Source organism: Pseudomonas sp. ArH3a, from assembly GCF_022648765.1.
In the GTDB taxonomy this organism is placed as follows: domain Bacteria; phylum Pseudomonadota; class Gammaproteobacteria; order Pseudomonadales; family Pseudomonadaceae; genus Aquipseudomonas.
Genome location: NZ_CP080330.1, coordinates 6,229,016 through 6,243,635, shown reverse-complemented (window position 1 = coordinate 6,243,635; position 14,620 = coordinate 6,229,016). Strand labels below are relative to the sequence as shown.

Below are 14,620 nucleotides of genomic sequence, written 5' to 3'. Positions count from 1 at the left end.
AGCCTATATACCGTAAAGGCTATGGCTTGTCTTGCCACAGGGATGCGCTACCATGGCCCTCCCTTTTTTTGTTGCCTGCCACCATGCACTGTCCCTTCTGCGGTGCCAACGACACCAAGGTCATTGACTCGCGTTTGGTCGCCGAGGGCGATCAAGTGCGTCGCCGGCGCGAATGCCTGGCCTCTGGCTGCGGTGAACGTTTCACCACCTTCGAAACCGCCGAACTGGTACTGCCACGTCTGATCAAGTCCGACGGCAGCCGCCAGCCTTTCGACGAAGAAAAACTGCGCGCCGGTATGCAGCGTGCCCTGGAAAAACGCCCGGTGAGTGTCGAGCGGCTGGAGGCGGCGCTGGCGCATATCAAGCACAAGCTGCGCGCGACCGGCGAGCGCGAGGTCAAGAGCCTGGTGGTTGGAGAACTGGTGATGGGCGAGCTGCAAAAGCTCGACGAAGTCGCCTATATCCGTTTCGCCTCGGTGTATCGACGCTTCCAGGACCTCAATGAGTTCCGCGAAGAAATCGACCGCCTGGCCCGTGAGCCGGTCAAGAAATGAACTCGCCTTCTGCAGAACAAACCGTCCTCGACGCCCATTACATGGCCCGCGCCCTCGAATTGGCGCGCAAGGGCCTGTACACCACTCATCCTAATCCGCGTGTGGGCTGCGTGATTGTGCGTGATGGGCAGATTGTCGGCGAAGGCTGGCACGAGCGCACCGGCGAACCCCACGCCGAACCGAATGCCCTGCGCGCCGCTGGCGACAAGGCGCGCGGCGCCACGGTGTACGTGACGTTGGAGCCTTGCAGCCATCATGGGCACACACCGCCGTGTGCCGACGCACTGGTGACTGCCGGTGTTGCGCGGGTGGTGGCCGGGATGGAGGACCCGAACCCCGAAGTGGCCGGGCGCGGTTTACGGCGTTTGGCTCAAGCCGGTATCGAAACCCGCAGTGGCGTGCTGGAAAGCGAAGCGCGCGCGCTGAACCCGGGTTTTCTCAAGCGTATGGAACACGGCCTGCCGTTTGTGCGGGTCAAGCTGGCAATGAGCCTGGACGGTCGCACCGCGATGGCCAGCGGCGAAAGCCAATGGATCACCGGCCCGGCTGCCCGCGCTGCTGTACAGCGCCTGCGTGCGGAGGCCAGCGTGGTGCTGACCGGTGCCGATACGGTCTTGGCCGACGGCGCCCGGTTGACCGTGCGCGCCGCCGAATTGGGCCTGGATGAAGCCACCACTGCCTTAGCCATGTCACGTCCGCCATTGCGCGTGTTGATCGACGGGCGCCTGCGGGTGCCGCTCAACGCGCCATTCTTCAAGGCTGGCCCTGCGTTGGTCATCACCTGCGTCACCCCGGAAAACCAGTTCCCCCGTGGCCCCGAGTGCCTGGTAGTGCCGGGCGTCGACGGTCAGGTTGACCTGCGTTCGGCGCTGGTGGCCCTGGCCGCCCGTGGCGTCAACGAAGTGTTGGTAGAGGCTGGCCCAAGCCTGGCGGGCGCGTTTGCCCAGCAAGGGCTGGTGGACGAGTACGTGATATTCGTCGCCGGCAAGTTCCTCGGCTCCGCCGCCCGGCCTTTGCTGGACTGGCCGCTTGAGAAACTGGCCGATGCCCCCCAACTCAAGATCACTGAAATGCGCGCTGTAGGCGACGACTGGCGAGTCACTGCCATACCTATGCCAGCAGCGAGCGTATAATTCTGACCGGGCGCTCAAGCGCCCGTCCCGTTTTCCAGGAGAAGGCCATGTTCACCGGCATTATCGAATCCATCGGCAGCATCCGTGCCATGACCCCCAAAGGCGGCGACATCCGCCTGCTGGTTGAGACCGGCAAGCTGGATCTCGGCGACGTCAAGTTGGGCGACAGCATCGCCGTCAGCGGTGTGTGCCTGACCGTCATCGAGTTGCCGGGCAACGGCTTTGCCGCTGATGTCAGCCGGGAAACCCTGGACTGCACCGCGATGAACGACCTCAAGGCCGGCAGCCCGGTCAACCTGGAAAAAGCCCTGACCCCGACCACCCGCCTGGGCGGCCACTTGGTCAGCGGCCACGTCGACGGCGTCGGCGAAGTGGTTTCGCGCAGCGAAAACGCACGCGCCGTGGAATTCCGCATTCGCGCGCCTAAAGAGCTGGCCAAGTACATCGCCCACAAAGGCTCGATCACCGTCGATGGCACCAGCCTGACCGTGAACGCCGTGAATGGCGCCGAATTTGAACTGACCATCATTCCCCACACCCTGAGCGAAACCATCATGGCGTCTTATCAGCCAGGTCGCCGGGTGAATCTGGAAGTCGACTTGCTTGCCCGTTACCTGGAGCGCCTGTTGTTGGGCGATAAGGCCGCAGAGCCAGCATCTGGGAACATCACTGAAAGTTTTCTGGCCGCTAACGGCTACCTGAAATCCTGACCAAGGGGGTGCCGCGTGGCGCTCAATAGCATCGAAGAACTGGTTGAAGACATCCGCCAAGGCAAGATGGTCATCCTGATGGATGACGAAGACCGTGAAAACGAAGGCGACATCATCATGGCCGCCGAGGCCTGCAAGGCTGAGCACATCAACTTCATGGCCAAGCACGCCCGTGGGCTAATCTGCATGCCCATGAGCCGTGAGCGCTGCGAATTGCTCAAGCTGCCGTTGATGGCGCCGCGCAATGGGTCGGGTTTTGGTACCAAGTTCACCGTATCGATTGAAGCGACCACCGGCGTTACCACCGGTATTTCCGCGGCCGACCGCGCACGCACAGTGCAAGCCGCCGCCGCCAAAGACGCTAAGGCCGAAGACATCGTCAGCCCGGGCCACATCTTCCCGCTGATGGCCCAGTCAGGTGGCACCCTGGCGCGTGCCGGGCACACCGAAGCGGCCTGCGACCTGGCGCGCATGGCCGGTTTCGAGCCGAGCGGGGTGATCTGCGAAGTGATGAACGACGACGGCACCATGGCTCGTCGCACTGAACTCGAAGCCTTTGCGGCCGAACACAACCTCAAGATCGGCACCATTGCCGACCTGATTCACTACCGCATGATCCACGAACGTACCGTTCAGCGGATTGCCGAGCAGCCGCTGGACAGCGAACTGGGCCAATTCAATTTGGTGACCTACCGTGATTCAGTGGAAGGCGACGTGCACATGGCCCTGACCCTGGGCAAGATTTGCGCTGAAGAGCCGACCCTGGTGCGCGTGCACAACATGGACCCGCTGCGCGACCTGTTGATGGTCAAGCAACCGGGCCGCTGGAGCCTGCGCGCGGCCATGGCTGCGGTCTCCGAGGCAGGCAGCGGTGTGGTGCTGTTGCTCGGCCACCCGTTGGATGGTGATGTATTGCTGGCGCATATCCGCGAAACCGCTGACCAGGTGCCGGTGAAAAAACCGACCACCTACAGCATCGTCGGCGCCGGTTCGCAGATCCTTCGCGACCTGGGCGTACGCAAAATGCGCCTGATGAGCGCACCCATGAAATTTAATGCGATATCCGGTTTCGACCTGGAAGTTGTAGAATACGTGCCCTCCGAATAAAGGCTGGCGATTCTTGCCCCTTGTTCGCGGTTAAAACATCACTGAGGGACGCACTTTTCGCGTCCCGGCTCTTTAAGAGATTTGTCGAATGACCCTGAAGACCATCGAAGGTACCTTCATCGCCCCCAAAGGCCGCTATGCCCTAGTGGTTGGCCGCTTCAACAGCTTTGTGGTTGAAAGCCTGGTAAGCGGTGCCGTTGACGCCCTGGTTCGCCACGGTGTGAGCGAGAGCGATATCACTATCATCCGTGCCCCTGGCGCCTTCGAAATTCCACTGGTTGCGCAAAAAGTTGCACAGCAGGGTGAATACGCGGCGATCATCGCCCTGGGCGCGGTCATTCGTGGCGGCACTCCGCACTTCGAATACGTGGCCGGCGAATGCACCAAGGGCCTGGCCCAGGTGTCCATGGAGTTCGGCGTGCCAGTCGCTTTCGGCGTATTGACCGTAGATTCCATCGAACAAGCCATCGAGCGTTCCGGCACCAAGGCGGGTAACAAAGGCGCTGAAGCTGCTCTGTCCGCGCTGGAAATGGTTAGCCTGCTGTCGCAGTTGGAGGCCAAGTGATTTCCGACGAAAGCGATCAGTTCAACCCTAAGGACCCGCGCCCATCCGACGCTGGTAAGCCATCCAAGAGCGAAAAGCGCCGTGGCGCCCGCCAGCTCGCGACTCAGGCGCTTTACCAGCGCCACATGTCTAAAACCTCGCTGAACGAAATCGAAGCGCAGTTTCGCGTCGACAACGATTTCAGCTTCGCGGACGCCAGCTACTTCCATGACATCCTGCACGGTGTTCCGGCCAACCAGGCCGAGATCGACGCTGCCTTGACGCCGTGCCTGGACCTGACCATCGAAGAGCTGGACCCAGTTGAATTGGCCGTACTGCGCCTGTCCACCTGGGAGCTGCTCAAGCGCGTCGACGTGCCGTACCGCGTGGTGATCAACGAAGGTATCGAGCTGGCGAAAGTCTACGGTTCGACCGACGGCCACAAGTTCGTCAACGGCGTGCTCGACAAGCTGGCCCCGCGCCTGCGTGAAGCCGAAGTGAAGGAACACAAGCGCTAATCTGCGCTTGAGTCCTGAATGGGCGAGTTTGAGCTGATCCGCAACTACTTCGCCGCCGCGCCTTGTGCGCAAGGCGGCGAAGGCATTGCCTTGGGGATCGGCGATGACTGCGCCTTGCTGGCGCTCCCCGCTGGGGAGCAGTTGGCAATCTCCACCGATACGTTAGTGGCCGGCGTGCACTTTGCCGACCCGTGTGACCCGTTCCTGCTCGGCCAGCGCTCGCTGGCCGTAGCGGTGAGCGACCTGGCCGCCATGGGCGCCCACCCGCTTGCCTTTACCCTTGCTCTTACCGCGCCGACGGTCGATGCCGATTGGCTGCAACGCTATGCCCAGGGTTTGAACGCCATGGCGCAAAGCTGCGGCGTGGGCCTGGTGGGCGGCGACACCACGCGCGGGCCGCTGAGCCTGACCCTGACCGTGTTCGGCCGTGTGCCCGCCGGGCAGGCGTTGACGCGCAGCGGTGCACAACCGGGTGACTTGCTGTGTGTGGGCGGTGAGCTCGGCAATGCCGCCGGTGCTTTGCCGTTAGTGTTGGGGCAACGCACGGCGGATGCGGCGATTGCGGGCCCCTTGCTGGCCCATTACTGGTCGCCACAACCGCAGTTGGCTTTGGGCCTGGCATTGCGGGGCAAGGCGACATCGGCCATGGATATCTCCGACGGGTTGCTGGCCGATTGCGGGCATATCGCCAAGGCTTCGGCTGTCAGCCTGTTGGTTGAGCTTCAGAAGCTGCCCTTGTCCAAGGCCTTGCTGGCCTTTGTCGGCGACGATGAGGCGCGTGTGGCGGCGTTAAGCGGGGGCGATGACTACGTGTTGGCGTTCACCCTGCCACCCGCCGAGCTGGCGCCGTTGTTGGCCGGTGGTTGGCCGATCCACGTGATCGGCCGGGTCGAGGCGGGGCAGGGCGTGACGCTGCTCGACGCCATTGGGAAAGACATCACCCCGGCCGTGCGCGGCTATCAGCATTTTCGCGAGGCGCCGTAAGCCGGCGACCTGCGCTACCCTCTATACGGATCTCACGGTGTAGGAGGCTGTCACCATGAATGTACGGCGTTGGCTGCTAGTTGCGCTGTGTGCCGTTGCATCGCTGGTGCAGGCGGACGAAGCCCCGGTGCCAGGCAAGGTCATGCTGGCCAGTGAGGAATGGAACAACTACACCAACAAAGATGGCAGCGGCTTGGCCTGGGACGTATTGCGCCAAGTGTTCGAACCGGCCGGTATCACGCTGCAAACCCGCAGCGTGCCCTACACCCGCTCAGTCGGCCTGGCCCAGCGCGGCGAGGTGGATGGCTGGGTCGGCTCCTACCGCGATGAAACCAGCGGCGTGTTGTACCCGCATTGGAACTTCGACGCCGATCACATCTACGCCCTTGGGCTGGCCACCACGCCGACGCCCAGCCTCGCCACCCTGGGCAACTACCGCCTGGCCTGGGTGCGCGGTTACAGGTATGAGAATTACCTGCCGAACCTGCACCGCTTCAACCAGATCGAACGCCGTGACGGCATCCTGCCGATGCTGCAGCACGCCCGCGTCGACCTCTACATCGATGCCCTCACCGAAGCCAAGTACGTCCTGAGTCAGGCGGACGATCCGGCGCAATTCAAGCTCACCCACATCGCCGAGCTGCCGCTCTACATAGGCTTTGCCGATACTGAGCGTGGGCGGGCCCTGATGGCGGTGTATGACCGACGCATGGCGGCCTTGGTCGAGAGCGGCGAGCTGAAGCCGATTTTCGCGCGCTGGAAACAGCCCTATCCGTTCTGACCTGCATAGAACCGGGACGAAGGCCAATCGAACCTATTGATCTTTATCAGCGATAATTCAGCTTAAGCGTCTGTAGGAACCTGCTGTTACAATGACGCCCTCTGTGAAATCTGAAATCAGGAGCACACGGTGCCCGTCGTTTTCGTCGCCGCTTCCAAGCTGCCTACCCCTTTTGCCACGTTCACCATGAACGGCTTTCTCGAAGAGGCCACCGGCCGCGAGCACCTCGTGCTCAGTCTGGGTGACCTCACCGACGGCGCGCCGGTACTGGGCCGCGTGCACTCCGAGTGCCTGACCGGTGACGCGCTGTTCAGCCAGCGCTGCGACTGCGGTTCGCAACTGGAAGCCGCCATGCGCGCCATCGCCCGTGAAGGCCGTGGCGTGTTGCTGTACTTGCGTCAGGAAGGCCGTGGCATCGGCCTGATGAACAAAATCCGTGCCTACGAGCTGCAAGACGGCGGCGCCGATACCGTTGAAGCCAACGAACGCCTAGGCTTCGCCGCCGACCAGCGTGACTACGCGATCTGCCTGCCGATGCTTGAGTATCTGGGCGTGAAGTCCCTGCGCCTGATGACCAACAACCCGCGCAAGGTCAAAGCCTTGACCGAAATGGGCATCACCGTCGCCGAGCGCGTGCCGCTGCACACCGGGCAAAACCCGCACAACAAGCTCTACTTGGCGACCAAGGCCAGCAAGCTCGACCACATGATGGGCAACGAGCATCAGGGCGAGGTCGACCGCGCGTGACCCGCGGCCAGGTGAAACGGCGACTGTCCTTCAACTGGTGGCAGTACTTGGCCCTGGCACTGCTGCCGTTGTTTGTGATCAACCTGGTATTTGGCCACGTCGAATCCCTGCTTCCCGTACTGGCCATGCCGTTCTTTATTGCCGGCGTGGCCTCGATGTTTTTGAGCCTGCGTTATTTTCATGGCTATAAACACGCGCTGATCGCCACCGCCAAAGCCCTCGACACCGCTGAAGAACCGGCTGCCTGGATTACCCTCGCGGCCCGTCGCCGCACGGCTTTGCTGGTGGCGGCGATACCGGCCTGGATCGGCGCGCTGGCGGTGTTTGTCGGCCTGGAAGCCGTCCCGCTGTTCCTGCTGGCGCTGTCGACGCTGGTACTGTTTTACCTCTACCGCATCCCGCGTCAATTGGGATGATGCGCTACTGGCTGGCGGTGCTGCTGCTGGCAGTCAGCGCCCAGGCGTTGGCGGTCGAACGCGTCGTCAGCCTGGCGCCGTCACTCTCTGAAATCGTGCTTGAACTGGGCGCCGCCGACCTGCTGGTGGGCGTGCTCGATGGCGGCGAACGCCCGGCGGCATTGGCGCAAGTGCCCTCGGTGGGGCAATACGGGCAATTGAACATGGAGCGCCTGCTCAGCCTCAAGCCCGACCTGATCCTGCTCTGGCCCGGCAGCGTGGGTCCTGCGCAACGCGAGCAGTTGCAGCGCCTGAATATCCCCGTCTACGTCGCCGAACCGCATAGCCTTGAACAACTGACGTCTCAGATCCAAGCCATCGCTCAACAAGTGGGCCGTGAAGAGGCGGGTCGACAATTAGCCGCGCAGTTACGCCAGCGCCTGGCCGAACTGCGCCAACGCTATCAGCGTGCCGAGCCCTTACGGGTGTTTTACCAAGTGTGGAACCAGCCGCTGTACACCGTGGGCGGTGGGCAAATCATCAGCGATGCGCTGAGTGTGTGCGGCGCGCGTAATGTATTCGACGACCTGAAGCTGCCCGCGCCACAGGTCAGCATCGAGTCGGTGTTGCAGCGTAATCCGCAGCTGATTCTGGCTGCCGATCAGGTGCAACTCGATGCCTGGAAGGCCTGGCCGCAAATAGCGGCGGTGGCCGAAGGCCGGTTGCAGATAGTCCCGGACAAGGGGCTGGAGCGGCCGAGCGGGCAGATGATCGAGGCGATCGCGAAGCTCTGTCAGTCAGTGGTCCCCCAGCGCTGACAATCCGTTGTGTTTCCATCCTGGTCGGTGCGATTGATCTGCCAAGATGTCGGACTTTGCCTCCAGATTTACGCACCCAGGGTGGCTAGTGTCGCCGGTCCCCCATTCGGGTTAATTAGGCAGCATAAGGACACATCATGCGTTATCTCTTCGCGTTGGCGGGTACGGCCCTCGTATTGACGCTAATCAGCGGGTGCGATCTGTCACAAAGACTCTCTGAGCTCAGGACATTTGGTAACCATCCTATAGTCGATAGGACTTCGTCGATGGACAGCACCCAGCAAGACATCCTGAACATTCAGAAACCCACGAAAATCACCTCTATCCGTGGCGGCACCGCACAGTGCTTCGACTACGCATTGGCGCGTGATGGAAAAAGAGCCGATTATTTCGTCTCTTTCACCTCCAGTGGGTGGGTTAACGCCTGGGGCTACGCAACCTGCAGCACCGCGTTGGCCGAGGGTAGTCTGGCGTCCAATGAGCGGGTCAGCAGGAAATACTGATCATTGATGCTGTGTTGCGAGGGTGACGCGTGAGCGTTGATTGCGCTGCAACGCTCGCGTGAACGTTGCGTGTTCTCCTACCGGTTATTAAGAGTTGTCCATCGGGTAGTTTCGGCGCCAGGGCGATACGCTGCTACCCGCGATGCGTGTTGCATGGCGTTCGTTCAACGACAGGAGGTGGTCATGCGCCGTTTGATCATTGGTATTTCTACCGCCATTTTGCTGGCCGGTTGTAACACGCTGGAAGGTATCTCAACGTTGATGAACTTCAGCGATCACCCCGTCGCGGCCAAGGCCGCCGAGCGTGGGGCCACTAAGCAGGACATTCTTGCAATTGAGCAACCCAAGCGCATCACCCCGGTTCGCAATGGCAGTTCACAGTGCTTTGACTATGCGCTTGAAAGCAAAGGCAAGAAAAAGGACCTATATGTTGGCTTTACCGACACGGGTGGAGTTAACGCATACGGTTTCATAACCTGCGGCGAAGCCATCAAGGCCGGCTATCTGAATTCCAACGAACCTGCCCGGCAGATTTATTGAGCCGCAGCGCTACAGCTGCGGTGCCCACGTCAGGCCCAGCATCCAGGTCCGGCCCTCTTCGCGGTAGTCCTGGTTGTTGGGAGAATCGGGGGCGTTGTAGTTATACCGAGCGCGGGCATATTGGCGGTCCAACAGGTTGTCGACTTTCAGCGAAACACGGACTTCATGATTGATCGCCCAGCTGCTACGCAGCCCCAGCAAGGCATAACCGCCCAGGCGATTGCGGTTGTCTTCATCGTCATAGCTGCTGCTGATGGCTTGCCAACTGGCACCCACACCCAACTTATCGAATTGCCGGTCCAGATCCAGGCTCAAGGTGCGCCGTGCGCGACGCGCCAGGGTGTGGCCGGTATCGCGGTCGCGCGGGTCGATAAATGCCACGCCCAGGTTGCCCTGCCAACCAAACAGTTCCTGCTTGAGCGCCGCTTCAAAGCCATTGATGCGTGCCGACGCCACGTTTTGTGGCTTGTAGTCACTGTCGGCAACGATTGCGTCGCTTAAATCCGTGCGGTACAGCGAAGCTTCCAGGCGCGTGCTGTCACTCAGTTGGCTGCGCCATTGCAGCTCGTAACTTTTTGAGGTCTCCGGCTGCAGGTTGGGGTTGCTGTACCGCGTGTCAGGGTAGTAAAGGTCGTTGAAGGTCGGCGCGCGGAAGCCTTCGCTGTAGCTCAGCAGCACGTCATTATCGGGGTTGATCGGCACGGTAAGGGTGCCGCTCCAGCTGTTCTGGCCGCCGAATTGCTGGTTCTGGTCGCGGCGCAGGCCCAGTTCGGTGGAGAACCACTCGCCGTGGAAACGATGCTGCACAAAGGCGGCCCGGTTCCAGCGGCTGTTCTCGGTAAAGGCGCTGGAGCCGTGAAAGCGGTCTTCGTACCAGTCGCCGCCGAGGATCAGGCTGTTTTGCTCATCCAGCGTCAGGTCGTTTTGCCAGTTGACCGAGTCACGATAGGTGTTGAACACGCTGAAATAATCACTGAGCTTATCGCGCTTGGTATCACGGTTCTCGCTGTGACCCAGCTCCAGGCGCGACTGCCAGCGTTCATTCAACTTGGCGTCGACATAGCCGCTGGCGCTGCTCACGGTGTAATCGGTGTAGGGTTTTTGCTCAACGAAGCTGTTGTCGTATTCCGACTTGCCGCGGTTATCCAATAGGTTGAAACCCACTTCCAGCTCATCGTTGAAGGCATGGCTGAGGTTCAGGCTGATGGACTGATTGCGATAGGCATCATGGTCGCCATCGCTGGGGAACGATTCGTGTGTAGCGTTGATACCCGCCGTGTCATCCAGGCTCGCCCCCAAGTTGAAGCGCGTGTGCTCATCACCGCCAGACAGGCCAAGGCTGCGCTCCCAGGTCTGGTGGCTGCCAAACCCCAGTTTCAAGCGTGGCTGCAGGCCCTGCTCGGCATTGCGCCGGGTAAAAATCTGGATCACCCCGCCAATCGCGTCGCTGCCGTAGATCACCGAGCGCGAGCCGCGCAGCACTTCCACGCGTTCAATCTGGTCGACGTTCAGGTATTGCAGCCCGCTGTCGCCGGAGGTGGTATTGGCGATGCGCTGGCCATCGACCAGTACCAGGCTTTGTGCGGCCTTGGTGCCGCGAATGAATATCCCCGGCAGGCTGCCGCGGCCACCGGTGGGCGCGACTTGCACACCGGGTACGCGGCTGAGCAGGTCGGTTACGCTGGTGGGTTGCAAGCGGTCGATGTCATCGCGGGTGAATACGGTGTTGGCGGCGCTGCTGTCGTTGCGCGCTTGGACCTGGCGGTTGGCGCTGATCACTACGTTGGGGAGTTTCAGGGCGTCGTCACGCTCGAAACTGTCGGCCAACAGGTCAGTGGCGGGAAGCAGCAGCAAGGGCAGGGCAAAGCGAAGGCGGGTCATGGGCTGTCCCTAGCGTTTATCAGTAATACAAAACCAATGTGGGAGCTGGCTTGCCTGCGATGACGGCGGCACATTCAACTTCAATGTGTCCGATAGACCGCTATCGCAGGCAAGCCAGCTCCCACATGTTGGCCCGGTTTCTACCGGGAGGTCGGGTTACAGGCCCAGCAGCGCCATGCGCTCGCGCACCGAAGCCTCAATCCCGGCTTCATCCAGCCCACACTCAGCCAGCATCTGCGCCGGCTTGGCATGTTCGACATACACATCCGGCAAGCCCAGGTGCAGCACCGACTTGAGAATGTTCTCCCGCGCCAGGAACTCGCTGACCGCCGCACCGGCGCCGCCCATGATGGCGTTTTCTTCGACCGTCACCAGCAGCTCATGGCTGGCGGAGATTTCGCGTACGAGGGCTTCGTCCAGTGGTTTGACGAAGCGCATATCGACCACGGTGGCGTCGATCTTCTCGGCGACTTTCAGCGCTTCGGCCAATTGCACGCCAAACACCAGGAAAGCGGTTTTGCTGCCTTGGCGACGCACGATGCCTTTGCCGATTTCAATCGGTTCAAGGTCTTTCTCGATCACGGCATTCGGGCCATTACCGCGCGGGTAACGCACGGTCGCCGGGCCGTTGTACAGGTGGCCGGTGCTGAGCATCTTGCGCAGTTCGTTCTCATCACTCGGCGTCATCACCAGCATGCCGGGGATGCAGCGCAAGTAGGACAAATCGAAACTGCCGGCGTGGGTCGGGCCGTCTTCGCCGACCAAACCGGCGCGGTCGATGGCGAACAGCACATCGAGGTTCTGCACCGCCACGTCATGCACCAACTGGTCATAACCGCGCTGCAGGAAGGTGGAGTAGATCGCCACCACCGGCTTGGCGCCTTCACAGGCCATGCCGGCGGCGAAGGTCACCGCATGCTGCTCGGCAATCGCCACGTCGAAATAGCGCAGCGGGAAACGCTCGCTGAACGCCACCAAGTCGGAGCCTTCCTTCATCGCCGGGGTAATGCCCACCAGTCGCGGGTCGGCGGCGGCCATGTCACACAGCCATTCGCCAAACACGCCGGAATACTTCGGCCCGCTGGCCTTTTTCGGCGCGGCGGCAGGGGCGTCCAGCGGTTCGAGCTTGGTGATCGCGTGGTAACCAATCGGGTCGACTTCCGCCGGGGCGAAGCCTTTGCCTTTTTTGGTGACGATATGCAGGAACTGCGGGCCTTTGAGGTCACGCATGTTGCGCAGCGTGGCGATCAGGGTGGGTAGGTCATGGCCGTCGATCGGGCCGATATAATTCCAACCAAGCTCTTCGAACAGGGTGCCGGGCACGAGCATGCCCTTGGCATATTCTTCGGTACGCCGGGCAATTTCCCACGCGCCGGGCAGGCGCGAGAGCACCTTTTTGCTGCCTTCGCGCATGCTCGCGTAAGTACGGCTGGAGAGGATTTTTGCCAGGTAGTTCGACAGGCCACCGACATTGCGCGAAATCGACATGTCGTTGTCGTTAAGGATCACCAACATGTTGGCGTTCACTTCCGGCGCATGGTTCAGCGCTTCGAAGGCCATGCCGGCGGTCAGCGCGCCATCACCAATCACCGCAATCGCCTTGCGCTCACTGCCTTGCAGGCGGGCGGCAATCGCCATGCCCAGCGCGGCACTGATAGAGGTACTGGAGTGGCCGACGCCAAAGGTGTCGTACTCGCTCTCGGCGCGACGTGGGAAGGCGGCCAGGCCGTCCTTCTGGCGCAGAGTGGCCATGCGCTCGCGACGGCCGGTGAGGATTTTATGCGGGTACGCCTGATGGCCCACGTCCCACACCAGCCGGTCGTCCGGGGTGTCGAACACGTAATGCAGGGCGATAGTCAGCTCGATGACGCCCAAGCCGGCACCGAAATGCCCACCGGTCTGACCGACCGTGTAGAGCAATTCCAGGCGCAACTCATCGGCCAGGGTTTCCAGCTCGGCTTCACCCAGTCGACGCAGGCCGTCCGGCGTGGCAGCACGGTCGAGCAGGGGCGTGGACGGGCGTTTGCGGGGAATCTCTTGAAACGTCGTGGGCATCAGGCGAATCGTTATAGGTATAGAAGAGGCGGCAGTTTACCTCAAGCAGTGCAAACTGCCCACGCAGAGCGCCGAACTTGGCCGATATGCGGCTGCAATGGCCGCCGTTATCAGTGGCGGCGTTCGACGATATACCGCGCCAAGTCGCGCAATGGCTCGGCCGCCGCGTCGAAAGGTCGCAGGGCATCCAGGGCTTGGTCGCGCAGTTGCAGGGCATACGCCTTGGCCGCTTCGAGGCCAAGCAAGGCCGGATAGGTCGGTTTATCGCGTGCGGCATCCGCGCCTTGGCGTTTGCCCAGGGTCGCGGTGTCACTTTCCACGTCGAGAATGTCGTCCTGCACCTGAAACGCCAGGCCGACGGCCCGGGAATAGGTCTGCAGGGCCGCCAATTGCGCCGCGTCGGCACGGCCACTGGCCAGGGCGCCCAAGTGCACCGCGGCTTCGATCAGCGCGCCGGTCTTGTGGCGATGCATGTGTTCGAGGGCTTGCTGGTCCAGCTTGAGGCTGACCGAACCCATGTCGATCGCTTGCCCGCCGACCATGCCGGCCGGGCCAGCGGCCAGAGCGAGGGCGGTCACCATACGCAGGCTGATCTCAGCGTTCACGCTGTTAAGGCGCGGGTCCAGCAAGGCGCTGAACGCCAGGCTCTGCAGGCCATCACCGGCCAGGATCGCATAGGCCTCATCAAAGGCTTTGTGGGTGGTTGGCTGGCCGCGACGTAAATCGTCGTCGTCCATTGCCGGCAAATCGTCATGCACCAGGGAGTAGGCGTGAATCAGCTCAACCGCACACGCCGCGCCATTGGCTTGCTCGGCACGCACGCCCAAGGCTTCACAGGCCGCATACGCCAGCAACGGGCGCACGCGTTTGCCGCCATTCATCACGCTGTAGCGCATGGCGGCATAAAGGCGGTTCATTTCCGGGCTTGGCGCAACAAACAAGGGCTCGAGCGCCGCATTCACCCGGGCTTGGCTACTGGCCTGATACGCGTCGATCATTCGGGCTGTTCCGCATCGAAAGGTTCTTCGGCCAACTCCCCGTCGCGCTCCAGCAATACCTGGACCTTCTGCTCCGCCTGCGCCAACGCGCTCTGGCAGTCGCGAGTCAGGCCGATGCCTTGCTCAAACGCTGTCAGCGAGTCCTCCAGCGACAACTCGCCGTTCTCCAGACGCTCGACCAGGGTTTGCAGGTCGGCGAGGGATTGTTCGAAATCGAGTGCAACTTTTTTGCGGGCCATGGCGGCTATTCCGGTAGACGGTAAACCGGCGCGACACTAGCAGACATGGGGATTCTGGGCAAATGAGCGGGGGGCAGTCGTCCTCTGTTGAGCTGAATAAAACGCCTATTCGG

The 14,620-nt window shown here is 61.7% G+C and carries 17 protein-coding genes; 13 read left to right on the top strand and 4 right to left on the bottom strand.

The genetic code is table 11. From position 1 onward, the window contains the following. The first annotated feature begins 83 nt into the window (after window positions 1–83). The 13 genes from nrdR to K0P33_RS28700 all read left to right on the top strand — a co-directional run bounded on the left by nrdR (window position 84) and on the right by K0P33_RS28700 (window position 9,334). Window positions 84–554, top strand: a complete 471-nt coding sequence (gene nrdR / locus K0P33_RS28760) for a transcriptional regulator NrdR (protein WP_053258286.1) — start codon at window positions 84–86, stop codon at window positions 552–554. After that, window positions 551–1,687 carry a bifunctional diaminohydroxyphosphoribosylaminopyrimidine deaminase/5-amino-6-(5-phosphoribosylamino)uracil reductase RibD gene (ribD, locus tag K0P33_RS28755; RefSeq protein WP_242152938.1) on the top strand — a complete coding sequence of 379 codons (1,137 nt, stop codon included), beginning with the start codon at window positions 551–553 and terminating at the stop codon, window positions 1,685–1,687. The genes nrdR and ribD overlap by 4 nt, the downstream gene beginning before the upstream one ends. Before the next feature lie 47 nt (window positions 1,688–1,734). Beyond that, window positions 1,735–2,397: a riboflavin synthase gene (locus K0P33_RS28750; RefSeq protein WP_242152935.1), complete on the top strand. Its 663-nt coding sequence runs from the start codon at window positions 1,735–1,737 to the stop codon at window positions 2,395–2,397. 15 nt (window positions 2,398–2,412) lie between these two features. Further along, entirely contained in the window at window positions 2,413–3,504 is a 1,092-nt protein-coding gene (gene ribBA, locus K0P33_RS28745) for a bifunctional 3,4-dihydroxy-2-butanone-4-phosphate synthase/GTP cyclohydrolase II (RefSeq protein WP_094952312.1), read from the top strand. Between the two features lie 88 nt (window positions 3,505–3,592). Further along, window positions 3,593–4,069: a 6,7-dimethyl-8-ribityllumazine synthase gene (gene ribE, locus K0P33_RS28740; protein ID WP_003176356.1), complete on the top strand. Its 477-nt coding sequence runs from the start codon at window positions 3,593–3,595 to the stop codon at window positions 4,067–4,069. Further along, window positions 4,066–4,566: a transcription antitermination factor NusB gene (gene nusB / locus K0P33_RS28735; protein WP_094952313.1), complete on the top strand. Its 501-nt coding sequence runs from the start codon at window positions 4,066–4,068 to the stop codon at window positions 4,564–4,566. Before ribE ends, nusB begins: the two co-directional genes overlap by 4 nt. An 18-nt stretch (window positions 4,567–4,584) precedes the next feature. Next, entirely contained in the window at window positions 4,585–5,550 is a 966-nt protein-coding gene (gene thiL, locus K0P33_RS28730; RefSeq protein ID WP_094952314.1) for a thiamine-phosphate kinase, read from the top strand. Between the two features lie 55 nt (window positions 5,551–5,605). Next, complete coding sequence (locus K0P33_RS28725) at window positions 5,606–6,331, top strand: transporter substrate-binding domain-containing protein (RefSeq protein WP_094952315.1); 726 nt, start codon at window positions 5,606–5,608, stop codon at window positions 6,329–6,331. Window positions 6,332–6,460: 129 nt separating this feature from the next. Continuing rightward, on the top strand, window positions 6,461–7,078 hold the full coding sequence (gene ribA / locus K0P33_RS28720; protein ID WP_094952316.1) for a GTP cyclohydrolase II: 618 nt from the start codon (window positions 6,461–6,463) through the stop codon (window positions 7,076–7,078). Beyond that, window positions 7,075–7,494 carry an MFS transporter gene (locus K0P33_RS28715; protein WP_242152932.1) on the top strand — a complete coding sequence of 140 codons (420 nt, stop codon included), beginning with the start codon at window positions 7,075–7,077 and terminating at the stop codon, window positions 7,492–7,494. Before ribA ends, K0P33_RS28715 begins: the two co-directional genes overlap by 4 nt. Further along, on the top strand, window positions 7,491–8,291 hold the full coding sequence (locus K0P33_RS28710) for a cobalamin-binding protein (RefSeq protein WP_094952318.1): 801 nt from the start codon (window positions 7,491–7,493) through the stop codon (window positions 8,289–8,291). Before K0P33_RS28715 ends, K0P33_RS28710 begins: the two co-directional genes overlap by 4 nt. 266 nt (window positions 8,292–8,557) lie before the next feature. Continuing rightward, complete coding sequence (locus tag K0P33_RS28705; RefSeq protein ID WP_141240587.1) at window positions 8,558–8,794, top strand: hypothetical protein; 237 nt, start codon at window positions 8,558–8,560, stop codon at window positions 8,792–8,794. A 183-nt stretch (window positions 8,795–8,977) separates the two neighbouring features. Beyond that, on the top strand, window positions 8,978–9,334 hold the full coding sequence (locus tag K0P33_RS28700) for a transcriptional regulator (RefSeq protein ID WP_094952320.1): 357 nt from the start codon (window positions 8,978–8,980) through the stop codon (window positions 9,332–9,334). 9 nt (window positions 9,335–9,343) lie between these two features. Here K0P33_RS28700 and K0P33_RS28695 read toward each other — a convergent pair whose 3' ends face one another. The 4 genes from K0P33_RS28695 to K0P33_RS28680 all read right to left on the bottom strand — a co-directional run bounded on the left by K0P33_RS28695 (window position 9,344) and on the right by K0P33_RS28680 (window position 14,507). Beyond that, entirely contained in the window at window positions 9,344–11,215 is a 1,872-nt protein-coding gene (locus K0P33_RS28695) for a TonB-dependent receptor (protein ID WP_242152929.1), read from the bottom strand. Window positions 11,216–11,371: 156 nt separating this feature from the next. Continuing rightward, window positions 11,372–13,270: a 1-deoxy-D-xylulose-5-phosphate synthase gene (gene dxs, locus K0P33_RS28690; RefSeq protein ID WP_242152925.1), complete on the bottom strand. Its 1,899-nt coding sequence runs from the start codon at window positions 13,268–13,270 to the stop codon at window positions 11,372–11,374. Between the two features lie 110 nt (window positions 13,271–13,380). Beyond that, entirely contained in the window at window positions 13,381–14,268 is an 888-nt protein-coding gene (locus tag K0P33_RS28685; protein WP_094952323.1) for a farnesyl diphosphate synthase, read from the bottom strand. Further along, complete coding sequence (locus K0P33_RS28680) at window positions 14,265–14,507, bottom strand: exodeoxyribonuclease VII small subunit (protein WP_003176346.1); 243 nt, start codon at window positions 14,505–14,507, stop codon at window positions 14,265–14,267. Before K0P33_RS28680 ends, K0P33_RS28685 begins: the two co-directional genes overlap by 4 nt. Window positions 14,508–14,620 lie beyond the last annotated feature (113 nt).

Bases quoted from the DNA above. Each gene is read 5' to 3' on its own strand.
- K0P33_RS28695 (WP_242152929.1), bottom strand. From the start codon at position 11,215: ATGACCCGCCTTCGCTTTGCCCTGCCCTTGCTGCTGCTTCCCGCCACT.
- K0P33_RS28705 (WP_141240587.1), top strand. From the start codon at position 8,558: ATGGACAGCACCCAGCAAGACATCCTGAACATTCAGAAACCCACGAAA.
- dxs (WP_242152925.1), bottom strand. From the start codon at position 13,270: ATGCCCACGACGTTTCAAGAGATTCCCCGCAAACGCCCGTCCACGCCC.
- thiL (WP_094952314.1), top strand. From the start codon at position 4,585: ATGGGCGAGTTTGAGCTGATCCGCAACTACTTCGCCGCCGCGCCTTGT.
- K0P33_RS28680 (WP_003176346.1), bottom strand. From the start codon at position 14,507: ATGGCCCGCAAAAAAGTTGCACTCGATTTCGAACAATCCCTCGCCGAC.
- K0P33_RS28710 (WP_094952318.1), top strand. From the start codon at position 7,491: ATGATGCGCTACTGGCTGGCGGTGCTGCTGCTGGCAGTCAGCGCCCAG.
- K0P33_RS28725 (WP_094952315.1), top strand. From the start codon at position 5,606: ATGAATGTACGGCGTTGGCTGCTAGTTGCGCTGTGTGCCGTTGCATCG.
- nrdR (WP_053258286.1), top strand. From the start codon at position 84: ATGCACTGTCCCTTCTGCGGTGCCAACGACACCAAGGTCATTGACTCG.
- K0P33_RS28700 (WP_094952320.1), top strand. From the start codon at position 8,978: ATGCGCCGTTTGATCATTGGTATTTCTACCGCCATTTTGCTGGCCGGT.
- K0P33_RS28750 (WP_242152935.1), top strand. From the start codon at position 1,735: ATGTTCACCGGCATTATCGAATCCATCGGCAGCATCCGTGCCATGACC.
- K0P33_RS28685 (WP_094952323.1), bottom strand. From the start codon at position 14,268: ATGATCGACGCGTATCAGGCCAGTAGCCAAGCCCGGGTGAATGCGGCG.
- ribD (WP_242152938.1), top strand. From the start codon at position 551: ATGAACTCGCCTTCTGCAGAACAAACCGTCCTCGACGCCCATTACATG.
- ribE (WP_003176356.1), top strand. From the start codon at position 3,593: ATGACCCTGAAGACCATCGAAGGTACCTTCATCGCCCCCAAAGGCCGC.